Here is a 15,111-nt window from a genome sequence, read left to right on the forward strand (position 1 = left end):
CCGCCAGCATAAGGCGGCAAGGGCCGCGGATTGGCCCCGTATTTCAGGCTGAAGCAGGATCGACGAAGCGTGCCGGACGTCATGGACAAGACCACGCTCGCGCCCCCCGGCGCGACTCCCACCCTCGACGCGCACCCGCGCCGGATGGCGGATTTCGCCACCCTCGGCGACGCGCTCGACTATGCCGCCAAGGGCGATCGGGGTCTCAACTTCCATGATCCTCGGGGCACCCTGACCCGGGCCTACCGCTATTCGGAACTGCGCGAGGACGCGCTGCTCCACGCCCGCCGGTTCGTCGCCATGGGCCTCGTCAAGGGCGACCGCGTGGCGCTGGTCGCCGAAACCGGCGCCGAATTCGCCGCCTGCTTCTTCGGCGCGGTCTATGCCGGCCTGTGGCCCGTTCCGCTGCCCCTTCCGACCAGCTTCGGCGGCCGCGAAGCCTATATCGAGCAGCTGACCGTCATGCTCGGCAGCTCGGATCCCGCATTGTTCCTCTACCCGGCCGACCTCGCCGACTATTGCGATGCCGCCGCCGAGCGCCGCTCGGTCCGCGCGATCAGCTGGGAGACGCTGGCCGAACAGTCGTTCGACCCGGCCGCCGTCCTTCCGACCGCCTCGTCGGACGATATCGGCTATCTCCAATATTCGAGCGGTTCGACCCGCTTCCCGCACGGTGTCGCCGTCACCCACCATGCGCTTCTGCAGAACCTGCGCGGCCATGCGCTCGGCCTCCAGATGCAGGACAGCGACCGGGTGATCAGCTGGCTGCCCTGGTATCATGACATGGGCCTCGTCGGCTGCTTCCTGTCGCCGATCGCCAACCAGATCAGCACCGACTACATGAAGACCGAGGATTTCGCCCGGCGTCCGCTCGCCTGGCTCGACCTCATCAGCCGCAATCCCGGCACCACCCTCTCCTATTCGCCGACCTTCGGCTACGACATCTGCGCCCGCCGCATGTCGAGCCAGATCAAGGCCGGGGAGCGGTTCGACCTGTCGCGCTGGCGGATCGCGGGCAACGGCGCCGACATGATCCGGCCCGACGTCATGCAGGCCTTCGTCGACGGCTTCGCCGATGCGGGCTTCAAGGCCAGCGCCTTCTGCCCTTCCTACGGCCTTGCCGAGGCGACCCTCGCGGTCAGCCTGATGCCGCCCGGCGAAGGCATCCGCCTCGAACTGGTCGAGGAAAGCCAGCTCTCGGGCGCCGCCGCCGAGGACGGCAAGGACCGGCCCAAGCGCTACCGCGCCATCGTCAATTGCGGGCGCGCGATCGAGGGCATGGAGATCGAGGTCCGCGACGCCGCCGGCAACATCCTTCCCGACCGCGAGATCGGCAAGGTCTGGGTCCGCGGGTCGAGCGTGATGGTCGGCTATTATCGCGACCAGGAAGCGACCGACGCCTGCATGGTCGGCGGTTGGCTCGACACGGGCGACATGGGCTATCTCTCGGCCGGCTACATCTTCATCGTCGGCCGCGCCAAGGACATGATCATCATCAACGGCCGCAACCACTGGCCGCAGGATATCGAATGGGCGGTGGAGCAGCTCCCCGGCTTCAAGTCGGGCGACATCGCCGCCTTTGCGATCACCGGTCCGACCGGTGAGGAGCAGCCCGCCGTGCTGGTCCATTGCCGGGTTTCCGACCCGGTCGAGCGCGGCCGCCTCAAGGACGACATCAAGGAACGCGTCCGCGCGATCATCGGCATGTCGCCGGTGGTCGAGCTGATCCCGCCGCGGTCGCTGCCGCGCACCAGCTCGGGCAAGCTGTCGCGGACCAAGGCCCGCAACCTCTACCTCTCGGGCGAGATCGTCCCCCTCGCCGCCTGAGCCTTCGGGCTCAGGTCAGCGGAATGCGGGTCTTTCCGTCGAGCAGGCTGCGGAAATAGTCGGTCATCATCGACTGACCCTTCTCGCTCAGGCTGACGAAGAACTTGCGCCGGTCGTGGTTGCACTGGCTGCGCATGATCAGGCGCTGGCTTTCGAGATAGTCGAGCCAGCGGATCGCGGTGGTCAGCGGGGACTGGCTGAACTCCGCAAGGCGGGTCACCGACATCTGGTCGCCGCGATTGCCGTAAATGTAGAGCACGAGCAACATGTCCCAGGCGGGCTCGCTGAAGATCGCGGGGCCGAAATGCTCAGCGCGGCGACGGCGGCTCTGATAGACCGACTTGGCCAACGACATGATTTGCTGCGCTGAAGCAGGCTCGTCCGCCGCCGGGGCCGGCTGGCTCTCGCGGGCGTCGACCGTCAGCAATTTGGCCAGCAGGGTCCGCGCAAGCTCGGCTTCCTCGGCCGACAACATCACCATTTCATGCCCGCGGTCATCGGGCGGTACATTGCCCTTGATCATAGTCATCCCCACTTGGGCCTCGCGGCCGATTATCCTGTCTTTGCTTGCACTTCACGCAACCGACGACCTTGGGAAAAGGTCGCATGGGGCAAGTCATTTAACATCACCGTAACGGATGAAGCCTGATCAGGAGCCCAGCGTCAAAACCTTGACGGGAACATTAAATCCCAATCCGGATACATTACCGTCAATGCCGTAGGTTAAGGCTGCGGCAACCGTGCGGCGCATCTGCGCACCGGACCCATTTTGCAAGTGCGAAGGTGTTTTTGTGCAACTGCGAAAGGTGGCAATGCGCTACCGATCGCCGGTTGTCTGGCTGCCCCCGCCACGCCGAAACTCGCATTCGTCTTGCAACTGCGGGGCGGTCGGGCTACCCGGCCCGCCGGCCTAGGGGTATAGCTCAGTTGGTAGAGCATCGGTCTCCAAAACCGAGGGTCGTGGGTTCGAGTCCCTCTGCCCCTGCCAGGTCCATCCTTTCCTTCGGGGACTCCGCCGGCCGCGTCGGCTGACGGGCGGACCGGCCACTCCCGGCAGCGGCATCCGGCGCCTGGCGCCGTCTTCCCTCGAGGGACGGGGCGCTGTGCTTGAACGAAGCGGCAGTCCACGCTACATGCCCGTTCAACCGAGGTCCGGCGGAGCCATCCGCGGACCTCGTTTTTCTATCACTTGAAGAGGCGCTAGTGGCCAAGACATCCCCCGGCGAATTCATCCGCCAGGTTCGCGTGGAAGCTGGCAAGGTCGTCTGGCCGACCGGCCGCGAGACCTGGGTGACCGCCATCATGGTCTTCATCCTGACCGCGATCCTCGCCCTCTTCTTCTTCGCTGTCGACAGCGGCTTCGCCGCCATCGTGCAGTATCTTCTCGGCCTCCTGAAGTAGAGAGACCTTATGTCCCGCTGGTACATCATCCACGCTTATTCGGGCTTCGAGAACAAGGTCCGCGAGTCGATCGTGAGCGAGGCCAAGCGCCTCGGCCTCGAGCAGCTGGTCGAGTCGGTCGAAGTGCCGACCGAGAAGGTCACCGAAATCCGCCGCGGCAAGAAGGTCACCAGCGACCGCAAGTTCTTCCCGGGCTACGTGCTCGCCAAGCTCGGCATGAACGACGACGTCTACCACCTCGTCAAGAACACGCCCAAGGTGACCGGCTTCCTCGGCCCCAACGGCAAGCCGCAGCCGATCAGCGAGGCCGAAGCCGCGCGCATCCTCAACACCAAAGAGGAAGCCGCCGCCGCCGCGCCCAAGGCCAAGATCAACGTCGACTACGAGATCGGCGACAGCGTCAAGGTCCTCGACGGTCCTTTCGCCAGCTTCAACGGCGTGGTCGAGGAACTCGATTTCGACCGCGGCCGGGTCAAGGTCGGCGTGTCGATCTTCGGTCGCGCGACCCCGGTCGAGCTCGAGTTCGAGCAGGTCGAGCGGGTCAAGTGACGCGCCGGTAGGTGCGTCATCCCGGGCTCGACCCGGGATCCGCCTGCCTCATTCGCACAAACGAAAAGGCCCGCCGGCGACGAACCGGCGGGCCTTTTCCGTTTGCGGCCTCAGCCCTTGTAGAGCGCCGGGTAGCGCCGCTTCAGCGCCGCCACCTTCGGCGCATCGTTGACGACGATATAGGGATAGGTCGGGTTCCTGCGCATGAAGTCCTGGTGATAGGCTTCGGCCGGATAGAAGCCGCCGCGCTCAAGCCTGGTCACGATCGGCCGGCGAAAGGCCCCCGACTTCGACAGCGACGCCATGAACGCCCGCGCCTGTGCCAGCTGCTGCGGGCTCTGCGGGAAGATTGCGGAGCGATAGCTCGGCCCCTCGTCCGGTCCCTGCCGGTTCAGCTGCGTCGGATCATGCGCCACCGTGAAATAGACCTGCAGCAGCTGGCCGTAGCTGACCTTCGCCGGATCGAAGCGGATCCGCACCGCCTCGGCATGGCCGGTCCGCTCGCTGCTGACCCTGGCATAGGTCGCGTCCGCCGCCGCGCCGCCGGCATAGCCCGAGGTGACGTCGGTCACGCCCTTCACATGCTCGAAGACGCCCTCCAGTCCCCAGAAGCAGCCACCCGCGAGCACCGCCGTCTCCTCGCGCGCCGCGGCGGGCGAGGCGGCGCCAAGCAAGGCGGCGGCCCCGATCAATAGCCTCTTCATCACGCCGCCCCCGGCTTGAACAGCATCGCCAGCCCGTTCATGCAGTAACGCAGCCCCGTCGGCGGCGGCCCGTCGTCGAAGACATGCCCGAGATGCCCGCCGCAGCGCTTGCACAGCACCTCGGTCCGCTTCATCCCCAGGCTGAAATCGCTCTTGGTCAGCACCGCGCCCGGAAGCGCGCGCCAGAAGCTCGGCCAGCCGGTCCCGCTGTCGAACTTGGTCGCCGAGGAATAAAGCGGCAGCGCACAGCCCGCGCAGACGAACATCCCCTTGCGATGCTCCTTGTTGAGCGGGCTCGAATAAGGCCGCTCGGTCGAGGCCTCGCGCAGGATCGCATAACGCTGCGGGCCGAGCTGCGCGCGCCACTGCGCCGCGCTCTTCTGCACCGCAAAGGCCGCGTCCGCGCGTCCGCCGAGCCCGGTCGCGAGCAGGCCCGCACCCGCAAGCCCCGCCCCCGCCAACATCGTCCGCCGGTCGATCGCCATCGCTTCTTCTCCTCTCGAAGGCCGGCCCTAGCTACGCGCCCGGCTGGCCTGCGGATGCACTCAGGTCGTCTCGAGCTTGCCCGCCGCCACCACCGGCCCGGTCGGAAGCCCGGTCTTGGACCCGCCCAGCGGCTCGACCGAGATCGCCAGGGTCGCGCCCTGCTCGAACAGGCGCGCCTGATCGGGCCTCAGGTCGCCGTGCATCCGGCCGGTGCCCGACAAAACGCCCAGCGAGCGCGGCTTGCCGTCGGCCGGAATGACCCACAATTCATGGCTGTGCGGCCCGGGATCGCCGACATTGGTCGCCGCCGCCACCACCAGGCTGCGGCGGTCGGGATCGTAGGTCGCGACCAGCTTGAGCGGGCTTCCGTCGGCGCTCATCGCCGCCACCATCGGCGCGCTTGCGGCTACCACCGGCGGCGGGGCCACCACCACCTCGCTGGCCGGGCGCAGCGCGATGAACAAAGCGAGCGCGGCGGCGACCGCGGTCGAAGCGACCGACCAGCCCCGCCAGAAAAGCAGCTTCCCGCTCGCGCCGGCCTCATTGTCGTTGGCGCTCGCGCCCTCGGGCCGGATTCGCTCGTACAGCCCGGCCGGCGGCGCGACCTCGGCGACCTCGTCGAGCATCGGCGCAAGCCGCTCGCCCCAGCGCTGCACCTCGGCCGCGAACTCGGGATCACGCGCCGCCAGCCGCTCGGCCGCGCGCCGCTCCTCGCCGTCGAGCAGGCCCATCGCCAGCTCGGCCGCCAGCGCATCGCGTTCGGTGTCGCCTTCGCCCATCATCCTTCCATGCATCCCTTGAGGCGGATGAGCCCCCGCCGCACAATGCTCTTCATCGTTCCGAGCGGGACCCCGTCCCGGGTCGCCAGCTCGGCATAGGTCAGCCCGTCCATGAAGGCCGAGCGGATCGCGGTTCGCGCCCGCGCCTCGAGCGTGTCGAGGCAGCGGTGAAGCTGCGCCTCCTCGTCGGCGCGAAGCAGCGCCGTGGCCGCATCCTCGCGCTCGTCGGCGACCTCGCCGGCCAGCTCGAGCGGTTCCCCGCCCCCGCCCTTACGCCGTTTGAGGTCGATCGAGCGGCTGTGCGCGATCAGCGCCAGCCAGGTGATCGGGCTCGCCCGCGACGGATCGAAGGTCGCCGCGCGCCGCCACACGGTGACATAGCAATCCTGGAGCGCGTCCTGCGCCTCAGCCTCGCTGCCGAGTACCCGCAGGCAGATACCGTAGAGTTTGGCGCTGGTCCGCTCGTAGACCGAGCGAAGCGCCATCCGGTCGCCCGCGCCGACCCGCGCCAGCAGCGACACCAGTTCCTCGCGCGCAAGGGTCGAAGTCGTTGCCGGGCGATCCATCGCCCCCGTCATGACGCAAGCGCGCGGACCTGAAAAGAGAAACCCGGCGGAGCTGTTGCGGACGACGTACGGGCTCATCATTCGCTTGGCTCCGCCGGGCGGCGCATGGGGACAGGAGGCATACCCCCGCGCCTGATCGAATGCGATTAAGGCAGCAGGACGCTGTCGATGACGTGGACCACGCCGTTCTTCTGATAGACGTTGGCGGTCGTCACATGGCTCATCCCGCCCTTGGCATCGATCAGCATGATCCGGCTGCCCATCATCCGCGCGGTCAGCGTGCCGCCGGCGACGGTCTTGAGCGTCGCCTTGCCGCCGCCGGCCTTGATCTTGGCCATCAGCTGCGCGGCATTAATCCGGCCCGCGACCACGTGATAGGTGAGCACGCCCTGGAGCGCGGCCTTGTTCTCGGGCTTGAGCAACGTGTCGACGGTGCCCGCCGGAAGCTTGGCGAAGGCGTCGTTGGTCGGCGCGAAGACGGTGAAGGGCCCGGTCCCGCTCAGCGTGTCGACGAGTCCGGCGGCCTTCACCGCCGCGACCAGTGTCGTGAGGTTGGGCGCGGTCGACGCATTCTGGACGATCGTCTTGTTCGGATACATGGGCGCGCCGCCCACGGTCGGATGCTTGGCGACGGCGACGGTCGGAACGGCGGCAACGGCCAGGATGGCGGCAGTCAGGCGGACGAACTTCATCGAAGGAAACTCCTCTGTCTCGAACAGCCTCGCATCGGCTGCGGGAGGAGTTACGGGCGCGTTGGCCCAACGGATGCAGCTACCGCCCGAAGGTCAGGGTCGGGCGGTTTGATTGCGTCCACGCTGCCCCGGCAGCGTTATCCCGCCATGAAGAAGCTCACCATTGCGGCCGCCATCCTCGCCCTCACCGCCTGCTCGCCGCCAAACCTCCTCAGTTCGATCAACGGCTTGCTTCCCGGCGACAATGGCGCGCACCGCGTGGCGGAGGGCATCACCTTCGCGCGCGACCGAGGGCTGAAGCTCGACGTCTGGGCGCCGCGGACGGCGAACCGGAAACTGCCGGTGGTGGTCTTCCTCTATGGCGGCGGCTGGGTCGCGGGCTCGCGCTCGGGCTATGCCTTTGCAGGGTCGGGCTTTGCCGGCCAGGGCTTCGTCACCGTCGTGCCCGACTATCGGCTGGTGCCGAGCGTTCGCTTCCCCGCCTTCGTCGAAGACGGCGCGCTGGCGGTCAAATGGACCCGCGACAACATCGCCCGCTACGGCGGCGACCCCGACCGGATCGCGGTCGCTGGTCATTCGGCCGGTGCCTATAATGCCGCGATGCTGGCCCTCGACCCGCACTTCCTGCGCGACGCCGGGGCACCGGCGGGGACGATCAAGGCTGCCGCCCTCCTCTCCGGCCCCTACGACTTCCTCCCTTTCACCGAACAGCGCGGCCGCGACGCGCTCGGCGCCTGGCCGCGCCCGGCCGAGACGCAGCCGATCAACTTCGTCAGTCGCGCTGCGCCGCCGATGCTGCTCGCGACCGGAAGCGCCGACACCGTTGTCAATCCGCGCAACAGCCGCGTCCTCGCCGAAAAGCTCTCGAGCGCGGGCGTCCCGGTCGAGCTCAAGGTCTATCCCGGCAAGAGCCATGTCGACCTCGCCAAGTCGCTGTCGCGCCCCTTCCGTGGCACCAGCCCGGCCCTTGCCGACAGCGCGTCCTTCCTCCACCGGCAACTCGGGCGCTAGCGCCACCGCCCTTGCCATGTAGGATCGGAAATGCGAGAACGAACCTCCGTGGTTCGCTCATCCGTCTTTCTCTTCTCGCCCGGTGATCGCGGCGCGCGGGAAGGAAGCGGCGAACCACCCGCGGAGTGTGTCAACTTCGTCAACTTCGCCGCCCCTTCCCTCCGGCGCCCACCTCTGCTAGGGGCGCCGCCTTCCAGCTATCGTTGGAGCCGCCGCGGGAGCCTGGGCCATGTGTCCGGGCGCTTGTACCGCTAAACTGAAACCGGGCCGGCCTCGCGCGGGCCCGAGCAAGAGAGTGACATGGCCAAGAAGATTACCGGCTATATCAAGCTGCAGGTGCCCGCCGGCGCCGCCAACCCGTCCCCGCCGATCGGCCCTGCGCTGGGTCAGCGCGGCGTCAACATCATGGAATTCTGCAAGGCGTTCAACGCGTCGACGCAGGAGATGGAAAAGGGCATGCCGATCCCGACGGTGATCACCGTCTATGCGGATCGCAGCTTCTCCTTCGCCACCAAGACGCCGCCGGCGTCGTTCCTGATCAAGAAGGCCGCCGGCCTCAAGTCGGGCTCGAAGGAGCCGGGCAAGGTCAGCGCGGGCAAGATCAAGCGTTCGCAGCTCGCCGAGATCGCCGAGACCAAGATGAAGGATCTCAACGCCAACGACATCGAGGCCGCGACCAAGATCATCGAAGGCAGCGCCCGCGCGATGGGCCTCGAAGTGGTGGAGGGCTAAGACATGGCCAAGCTGACCAAGAAGCAGAAGAGCCAGGCCGACCAGGTCGACCGCGAGAAGCTCTATGGCGTCGATGAAGCCATTGCGCTCGCCAAGACCCTCGCCACCGCCAAGTTCGACGAATCGATCGAAGTCGCGCTGAACCTCGGCGTCGATCCGCGCCACGCTGACCAGATGGTCCGCGGCGTCGTCAACCTCCCCAAGGGCACCGGCAAGACCGTCCGCGTCGCCGTCTTCGCCAAGGGTGGCAAGGCCGACGAGGCCACCGCCGCCGGCGCCGACCGCGTGGGTGCCGAGGACCTGATGGAAGAGATGCAGGCCGGCAAGCTCGACTATGACCGCGTCATCGCGACCCCGGACATGATGGGCGTCGTCGGTCGTCTCGGTAAGGTGCTGGGTCCGAAGGGCCTGATGCCGAACCCGAAGCTCGGCACCGTCACCATGGACGTCACCAAGGCCGTCACCGACGCCAAGGCCGGCCAGATCGAGTTCCGCGTCGAGAAGGCGGGCATCATCCACGCCGGCATCGGCAAGGCGAGCTTCGCCGCCGAAGACCTGCGCGCCAACTATGACGCGTTCGTCGACGCCATCACCAAGGCCAAGCCGGCCGGCGCCAAGGGCAAGTATCTCCGCAAGGCGGCGATCAGCTCGTCGATGGGCCCGGGCATCAAGGTCTCGCTCGAAGAAGGCGTCGCCTGAAGGCTTTGACCTCTGGGTCGAATGAGGGGGCCGCGGCGGAAACGTCGCGGCCTCTTTCACGTTGGGCGGGTCTAGGAGACATGATTATGACCGACCGCCCCCGTGACGAAGACACCCGACTGGACGCCGAGGAAGAGCAGTTCAGCAACGACCACCCGCTCGCCTCGCCCAACGAACTTGCCGGCGACGCCGCCAGCGGTCTCGAGCTCGAATTCGCCGCCCGCGACCTCGCTGACGCCGAAGGCGCCGCCAGCGGTGCCGCGCTCGAGGATGGCGACGAGGTCGACACCCTGCCCCTCGAAGGCGAGTAAGGCTGACCCGGGGGACCCGCCAGTTCGACGCGATCATTCTCGGTGCCGGTGGCGCCGGGCTGATGTGCGCCGCCTTCGCGGGCCAGCGCGGCCGGCGGGTGCTAGTCATCGACCATGCCCCCGAGCCCGGCCGCAAGATCCTCATTTCGGGCGGCGGGCGGTGCAATTTCACCAACCTCGGCACCGCCCCCGACCGCTACCTCTCCGCCAATCCGCATTTCGCCCGCTCGGCCCTCGCCCGCTACACGCCGCGCGACTTCCTCGGCCTGGTCGAGAAGCATGGCATCGCCTGGCACGAGAAGACCCTCGGCCAACTCTTCTGTGACGGCTCGGCCCGACAGATCGTGGGCATGCTCCTCGAGGAGTGCCGCGCCGGCGGGGTCACCCTCGCGCTCGACGCGCCGATCCGTTCGGTCAGCCATGCCGACGCCCGTTTCCGGGTCGAGGCGGGAAGCTGGAACGCGGAGGCGCCGAGCCTCGTCATCGCCACCGGCGGGCCCTCCATTCCCAAGCTCGGCGCGACCGGCTTCGCTTATGACCTCGCCCGCCAGTTCGGGCTCAAGGTGGTCGAGCCCCGCCCTGCCCTCGTCCCGCTGACCCTCGGCGGGGACGAAGCGCTGTTCCGCGAGCTGTCGGGCGTCGCCGCGCCGGTCGAGGCGCGCTGCGGCAAGGCCGCCTTCCGCGAGGCCGCGCTCTTTACCCACAAGGGCATGAGCGGCCCGGCGGTCCTCCAGGTGTCGAGCTACTGGCGCCATGGCCAGGCCATCGCGATCGACTTCCTCCCGGCAAGCGGTGACGGCTGGCTGCGCGAGGCCAAGCGGCAGCGGCCCCGGGCCAGGCTCGCGACGGTGCTCGGCGAGCATCTCCCCGGCCGCCTTGCCGACACGCTGGCCGAGCGCCTCGGCCTCTCCACCGAACTCGGCAATGCGTCCGACAAGGCGCTGACCGCGGCCGAGCAAAGGCTGGCGGACTGGCAATTCCAGCCGAGCGGGACCGAAGGCTTCGCCAAGGCCGAGGTGACCGTCGGCGGGATCAGCACCGCCGACCTCTCCTCCCAGACGATGGAAGCGCGCAAGGTCCCCGGTCTCTACGCCATCGGCGAGGCGGTGGACGTTACCGGCTGGCTCGGCGGCTACAATTTCCAGTGGGCCTGGGCGAGCGGGGTGGCCGCCGCCCAGGCCCTCTAGCTCAGCGCATCATGCCGAGGGTCGCGAGGTCGAGCTTGTCGGCCGGAACCACCACCACGTCGGGCCGCATCGCCCGCACCTTGTCGATGAACTTGGCGCTGTCACCGACGATGATGAGGCTGATCCGGTTCGGTGCGACGAGCTTCCCGATCGCGCTCGTCGCCGCAGTCCCGCCGACCGCCCGCACCCGCTCGACATAGGCAAGCTGGTCGGCCGGGCTCAGCCCGCGCAGCGCCGCCCCCGCCAGCTGGCCGTTGAAGCCGACGCTGCTCTGGAGCGAACGCTGGAAGCTCCCGATCATGAAGGTCTTGCGGTTCTCGACGTCGGTCGCGCTGAGCGGCTCGCTGCCGATCCGCTGCAATTCGTCGAGGAACACCTTCGCCACCTCGGCCGCGCTCTCGTTCTTGGTCGAGGCACTGGCCGACAGCGAGCCGCTGCCGAGGCCGGCCGCGAGCGAGCTCCCCGCACCATAGCTCAGCGCGCGCTTGACCCGGATCTCCTGGAACAGTCGTCCGGTCGAGGATCCGCCGAGGATGCTGTTGGCGAGCAGCGCGTCATAATAGCCCGCGTCCGAGCGGGCGATCCCGCGCATCGCCGCGACGACCGTCGCCTGGCCGGCACCCGGAAGGTCGATGACCAGGGTCCGCGGGGCCTGCTCGGCCCCGGCGACATCCGCCGGTAGCGCCGGCGCCGCGCCGCTTGCCTTCCACCCGCCGAGCGCGCGCTCGACCAGCGAACGGGCCTGCGCGGCATCGATACCGCCCGAGACGAAGGCTGTGGCGAGGTCGGGCCGCCACCAGGTCTGTCGGAACTGGGCGAGATCCTCCCGCGACAGCGCGCCGATGGTGCCGGGGCTTGCGACAGTGCCATAAGGCGCGCTTCCGAAGACCACGGGCGCGAGCGCCAGACCGGCAATCTGCCCGGGGTCCTTGAGCGCGACCTGGAGGCCGTCGAGCGACCTCTTCTTCTCGCGGGTGAAATCGGCCTCGGGGAAGGAAGCATTGGCGAGGACGTCGCCGAGGATTTCGGCTGCCTGCGGCAGGGTCGCGACTGGCGCGGTCACCGACAGGACCGTCCCGTCGAGCGAGGCCGAGGTCGAGAGTTCCGCCCCCAGTCGCTCGAGCCCGGCGGCAATCTGGTCGGCCGAGCGGGTCGGCGTGCCCTTGCTCGCAATGCTGGCGACCATGCCGGCGAGACCGGCCTTGGCGCGCGGCTCTACCGCGCTGCCCGCACGGATCGCGACGGTGAGGGTCGCGAGCGGCACGTTGCTGGTCCGCGCCGTTACCAGCTTCAGGCCATTGGCGAGCGTCGCCTCGGTCAGCGCCGGCACCTTGAACGGGGCCGGCGTGCCCGGTGCGGGCGGCGCCTGGCGCTGGCCTTCGGGAAGCAAAGCGAGTGGCGCCTGTGCCGCCGGCGGCGGGCTGCTGAAGCGGGGCAGCGGGGTCGGATTGGCCCAGCCCTTCGCGTCGCCGTCCCCCTTGGCGTAGCGCAATTCGATCCGCCGCGAGGGATCGAGGATGGTGCGCGCGACGCGCTGCACGTCGAACGCGGTGACCCGGGTGACCGCCGCCAGCCGCTTGTCGGCCGCGCGGGGATCGCCGGTCCGGACCAGCCCTTCGCCGAGCGTGAAGGCACGGCTGCTCGCCACCTCGCGCTCCTGGAGACCGGCGGAAAGAAGCTCGTTCTTGGCTTCAGACAATTCGGCCGCGGTCGGACCCTGACGGCGCAGCGCGTCGAGCGCCCGGTCGAGCTCGGTGGCGACGACCTCGGGCTCCTTGCCGCTCGCGACGATCGCCATCAGCGCGTAATAGCCCTGCTCCTCTGTGTCGTTGAGCTGGCTGATCGGTTGCGTCGAAAGGCCGGTCTTCACCAGCGCGGTCTCGAGCCGATTGCTGTCGCCGCGGGTGAGGATGGCGTCGAGCACCTCAAGCACGGCCATGTCGCTGCTTGCCGCGCCCGGCGTCTGCCAGGCGGCACCGACCACCGGCAGCGGGACGTTCGGGCCGGTGGCATTGACCCGGCGACCGTCGAGCGGACGGTCCTTGCCCTTGATGACGAGGCTCGCCGGCCGCGCCCGCTTGGGGATGGCGCCGAAATATTTGTTCACCAGCGCGTCGAGCTGCGCCGGCTGGAAATTGCCGCTGACGACGAGGGTCGCCGAATCCGGGCCGTAAAAGGCCTCGTGGAAGGCGCGCGCATCGTCGAGCGTGGCGCTGTCGAGGTCGGCGATGCTGCCGATCGTCGGGCGGCGATGGGGCAGCACGTTGTAGACATTCTCGCCGAGCGCGAAGGAGTAGAGCCGGCCGTAGGGCGGCGCGAGCACGCGCTGGCGGAGCTCTTCCTTCACGACATTGCGTTCGGTCTCGAACACCTCTTTGTCGATGACCGGGCGGGCCATGCGCTCGGCATGGGTCCAGAGCATCCGCTCGAGATACTGGGCCGGGACCGTCTCGTAATAGTTGGTCCGGTCGTACCAGGTGCTGGCGTTACGCGTGCCGCCGATATCGTCCACCATCTTGTTGATGGTGTTGTAGGGCATGTTCACCGTCTTGCGGCTGAGGATGTGCTCGAACAGGTGCGCGAAGCCCGAGCGGCCCTCGGGGTCATGCTTCGAGCCCACCTCGTACCACATGGAGGTGGTGACGTCGGGCGTGCTGGTGTCACGGATGGCGATGACCCGCAGGCCGTTGGCGAGCCGCCGTTCGGTGAAGGGGATGGTGGGCGCGCTGAGGCGGCTGGTCTGCGCAGCGGCCGCCACCGGCAGGGCAATGGCGCTGGTCAGGAGTGCGCCGCCAAGCGCAACTCGGAACGACTTGGTCACGGAAATATCCCCTTGATCGAAATGGCCGGGCAAGTCTGGAGACTGGCCCCTGCCCGGCAAGCCGCCTTCGACGAACGGTCGCAGGGCTCGACGCAGCCACGCTCGGCTGGTCGCGGCCCGACTGCGGCGAACGGAGGGCCCGCTTCCACTTCGCCAGGCGTTGGTGCGCCGGTCGACAAGGAGGAATGAGCAGATGGACAATGATCAATCGATGACGGGCGGAAGCAATACCGGAACCCGCGACAGCACTTACGACCTGACGGCAGTGCTCTATCATGCGCTCCAGGGCGTGGAGAATTGCCAGATCTACATGGGCGACGCCCAGGGCCAGCAGGAGCATCGCCAGTTCTTCCAGCAGGCCTGCGACGCGCAGAAGCAGCTTGCCGAGCAGGCCAAGCGGCTGCTCCACGACGCGCTGATGAAGGAGCAGCAGGGCGGCATGGGCCAGTCCTCGTCGGCGGGCATGTCCTCGCCGGCGATGGGCCAGTCGCACAGCTTCGAGCAGGCGCGCGAGGACGGCAGCGCCTTCCGCTTCGCCTCGAGCGAGACGGAAGGAGGTTCGGACCAGTTCGCGCAAGCCGGCGGAATGGAAGGCCAGCAGAGTGACCGCCAGCCGATGGGAAGTCAGCCCAACGATCCCGGGACGGGCCAGTTCGGCCAGACCCCGATGGGCGATGACCGTCGTCGCGACGAAATGATCACCGGCGGTGGTGGCAGCAGCAGCTTCTAAAACAAGCGGAAATCCGCGGCGGGCGAGGTCTTGCAAGGCCTTCGCCCGCCGTTCGCCGAATGGTCGAGGGCGAGCGGCCGTTCGCCCCTGAGTCGACCCCGCGTGGCGCGGCGTCGAACCGCCCGCGCGCTCCATTGCGCCGCGATCTAGGCCCCTTTTCCAAGCCCGGCGGGATGGTCCCGGCGGTGCGACAAGGGGTTTATTCACATGACACGGACATTGCAGAGTACCGGCTTTGCCGCGCTCGCTTTCTCGATCGCGCTCGGCCTCGTCGCCGCGACCGTCTCGCAGCCGGCCGCCGCCACGGAATTGCGGATCACCGCGCAGGAGGACGACGTGCTGACCAGGCGCGTCTCGGTCGGCGACCTCGACTTAACGCAGGCGAAGGATGTTCGCCGCCTCGAAGGCCGAATCCGCTCCGCCGCCCGTTTCGTCTGTGCGCCGCTGAGCGCCGGCCGGGTCCTCATCGAGGAAGCCAATTGCCGCGCCGTCGCCCAGGCCTCGACCGTCATCCAGGTCGCCGCGCTTCGCGAGCGGGCAACCCGCCTCGCGGCCGCCGGCATGCCGAGCCGGATCGAGACCACCCTCGCGGTCGTCGGGACCGAGGCCGAGTGAC

The 15,111-nt window shown here is 68.4% G+C and carries 17 protein-coding genes and 1 tRNA gene; 11 read left to right on the forward strand and 7 right to left on the reverse strand.

All coding sequences use genetic code 11. The features are described 5' to 3' along the window. The first annotated feature begins 81 nt into the window (after positions 1–81). The gene (locus AC4GYU_RS00900; RefSeq protein ID WP_491086860.1) at positions 82–1,827 is read left to right on the forward strand and encodes a fatty acyl-AMP ligase; all 1,746 of its coding nucleotides are present in this window, start codon (positions 82–84) and stop codon (positions 1,825–1,827) included. 10 nt (positions 1,828–1,837) lie between these two features. On the opposite strand, the gene AC4GYU_RS00905 is transcribed toward AC4GYU_RS00900, so the two are convergent. Continuing rightward, positions 1,838–2,356: a MarR family transcriptional regulator gene (locus tag AC4GYU_RS00905; protein ID WP_491085024.1), complete on the reverse strand. Its 519-nt coding sequence runs from the start codon at positions 2,354–2,356 to the stop codon at positions 1,838–1,840. Between the two features lie 383 nt (positions 2,357–2,739). Between AC4GYU_RS00905 and AC4GYU_RS00910 the strand changes: the two genes are divergently transcribed. The 3 genes from AC4GYU_RS00910 (at position 2,740) to nusG (ending at position 3,777) form a co-directional block, all read left to right on the forward strand. Next, positions 2,740–2,815 (forward strand) — tRNA-Trp (locus AC4GYU_RS00910). A gap of 215 nt (positions 2,816–3,030) precedes the next feature. Further along, positions 3,031–3,228, forward strand: a complete 198-nt coding sequence (gene secE / locus AC4GYU_RS00915; RefSeq protein WP_491085025.1) for a preprotein translocase subunit SecE — start codon at positions 3,031–3,033, stop codon at positions 3,226–3,228. A gap of 9 nt (positions 3,229–3,237) precedes the next feature. Next, positions 3,238–3,777 (forward strand): transcription termination/antitermination protein NusG, encoded by a 540-nt coding sequence (nusG, locus tag AC4GYU_RS00920; RefSeq protein WP_491085026.1) that lies wholly within the window; start codon positions 3,238–3,240, stop codon positions 3,775–3,777. Between the two features lie 110 nt (positions 3,778–3,887). Here nusG and msrA read toward each other — a convergent pair whose 3' ends face one another. The 5 genes from msrA to AC4GYU_RS00945 all read right to left on the reverse strand — a co-directional run bounded on the left by msrA (position 3,888) and on the right by AC4GYU_RS00945 (position 7,004). Further along, positions 3,888–4,481: a peptide-methionine (S)-S-oxide reductase MsrA gene (msrA, locus tag AC4GYU_RS00925; protein ID WP_491085027.1), complete on the reverse strand. Its 594-nt coding sequence runs from the start codon at positions 4,479–4,481 to the stop codon at positions 3,888–3,890. Then, complete coding sequence (msrB, locus tag AC4GYU_RS00930) at positions 4,481–4,966, reverse strand: peptide-methionine (R)-S-oxide reductase MsrB (RefSeq protein ID WP_491085028.1); 486 nt, start codon at positions 4,964–4,966, stop codon at positions 4,481–4,483. Before msrB ends, msrA begins: the two co-directional genes overlap by 1 nt. Positions 4,967–5,026: 60 nt before the next feature. Further along, on the reverse strand, positions 5,027–5,749 hold the full coding sequence (locus tag AC4GYU_RS00935; RefSeq protein ID WP_491085029.1) for an anti-sigma factor: 723 nt from the start codon (positions 5,747–5,749) through the stop codon (positions 5,027–5,029). Beyond that, positions 5,746–6,312, reverse strand: a complete 567-nt coding sequence (locus tag AC4GYU_RS00940) for a sigma-70 family RNA polymerase sigma factor (protein WP_491085030.1) — start codon at positions 6,310–6,312, stop codon at positions 5,746–5,748. Before AC4GYU_RS00940 ends, AC4GYU_RS00935 begins: the two co-directional genes overlap by 4 nt. A 146-nt stretch (positions 6,313–6,458) precedes the next feature. Continuing rightward, positions 6,459–7,004 (reverse strand): fasciclin domain-containing protein, encoded by a 546-nt coding sequence (locus AC4GYU_RS00945; RefSeq protein ID WP_491085031.1) that lies wholly within the window; start codon positions 7,002–7,004, stop codon positions 6,459–6,461. A gap of 147 nt (positions 7,005–7,151) precedes the next feature. Here AC4GYU_RS00945 and AC4GYU_RS00950 point away from each other — a divergent pair, with 147 nt between their 5' ends. From AC4GYU_RS00950 to AC4GYU_RS00970, 5 genes are all read left to right on the forward strand, one after another. Beyond that, a complete protein-coding gene (locus AC4GYU_RS00950; protein WP_491085032.1) occupies positions 7,152–8,015 on the forward strand; it encodes an alpha/beta hydrolase in 864 nt (287 codons plus the stop codon). A 300-nt stretch (positions 8,016–8,315) separates the two neighbouring features. Then, a complete protein-coding gene (rplK, locus tag AC4GYU_RS00955; protein WP_491085033.1) occupies positions 8,316–8,747 on the forward strand; it encodes a 50S ribosomal protein L11 in 432 nt (143 codons plus the stop codon). A 3-nt stretch (positions 8,748–8,750) separates the two neighbouring features. Next, positions 8,751–9,446, forward strand: coding sequence for a 50S ribosomal protein L1 (gene rplA, locus AC4GYU_RS00960; protein ID WP_491085034.1), 696 nt, complete (start codon positions 8,751–8,753; stop codon positions 9,444–9,446). 86 nt (positions 9,447–9,532) lie between these two features. Continuing rightward, complete coding sequence (locus tag AC4GYU_RS00965) at positions 9,533–9,757, forward strand: hypothetical protein (protein WP_491085035.1); 225 nt, start codon at positions 9,533–9,535, stop codon at positions 9,755–9,757. Positions 9,758–9,759: 2 nt separating this feature from the next. Then, positions 9,760–10,944 carry a BaiN/RdsA family NAD(P)/FAD-dependent oxidoreductase gene (locus AC4GYU_RS00970; RefSeq protein WP_491086861.1) on the forward strand — a complete coding sequence of 395 codons (1,185 nt, stop codon included), beginning with the start codon at positions 9,760–9,762 and terminating at the stop codon, positions 10,942–10,944. 1 nt (position 10,945) lies between these two features. Here the strand turns inward: AC4GYU_RS00970 and AC4GYU_RS00975 are convergent, their stop codons facing one another. Continuing rightward, positions 10,946–13,765, reverse strand: coding sequence for a M16 family metallopeptidase (locus AC4GYU_RS00975; protein WP_491085036.1), 2,820 nt, complete (start codon positions 13,763–13,765; stop codon positions 10,946–10,948). A 193-nt stretch (positions 13,766–13,958) separates the two neighbouring features. On the opposite strand from AC4GYU_RS00975, the gene AC4GYU_RS00980 reads away from it, so the two are divergent. Beyond that, positions 13,959–14,495: a hypothetical protein gene (locus tag AC4GYU_RS00980; protein WP_491085037.1), complete on the forward strand. Its 537-nt coding sequence runs from the start codon at positions 13,959–13,961 to the stop codon at positions 14,493–14,495. Positions 14,496–14,702: 207 nt separating this feature from the next. Continuing rightward, positions 14,703–15,110: a UrcA family protein gene (locus tag AC4GYU_RS00985; protein ID WP_491085038.1), complete on the forward strand. Its 408-nt coding sequence runs from the start codon at positions 14,703–14,705 to the stop codon at positions 15,108–15,110. The last annotated feature ends 1 nt before the right edge of the window (position 15,111 follow it).

Source organism: Sphingomonas sp. SP2, from assembly GCF_058313385.1.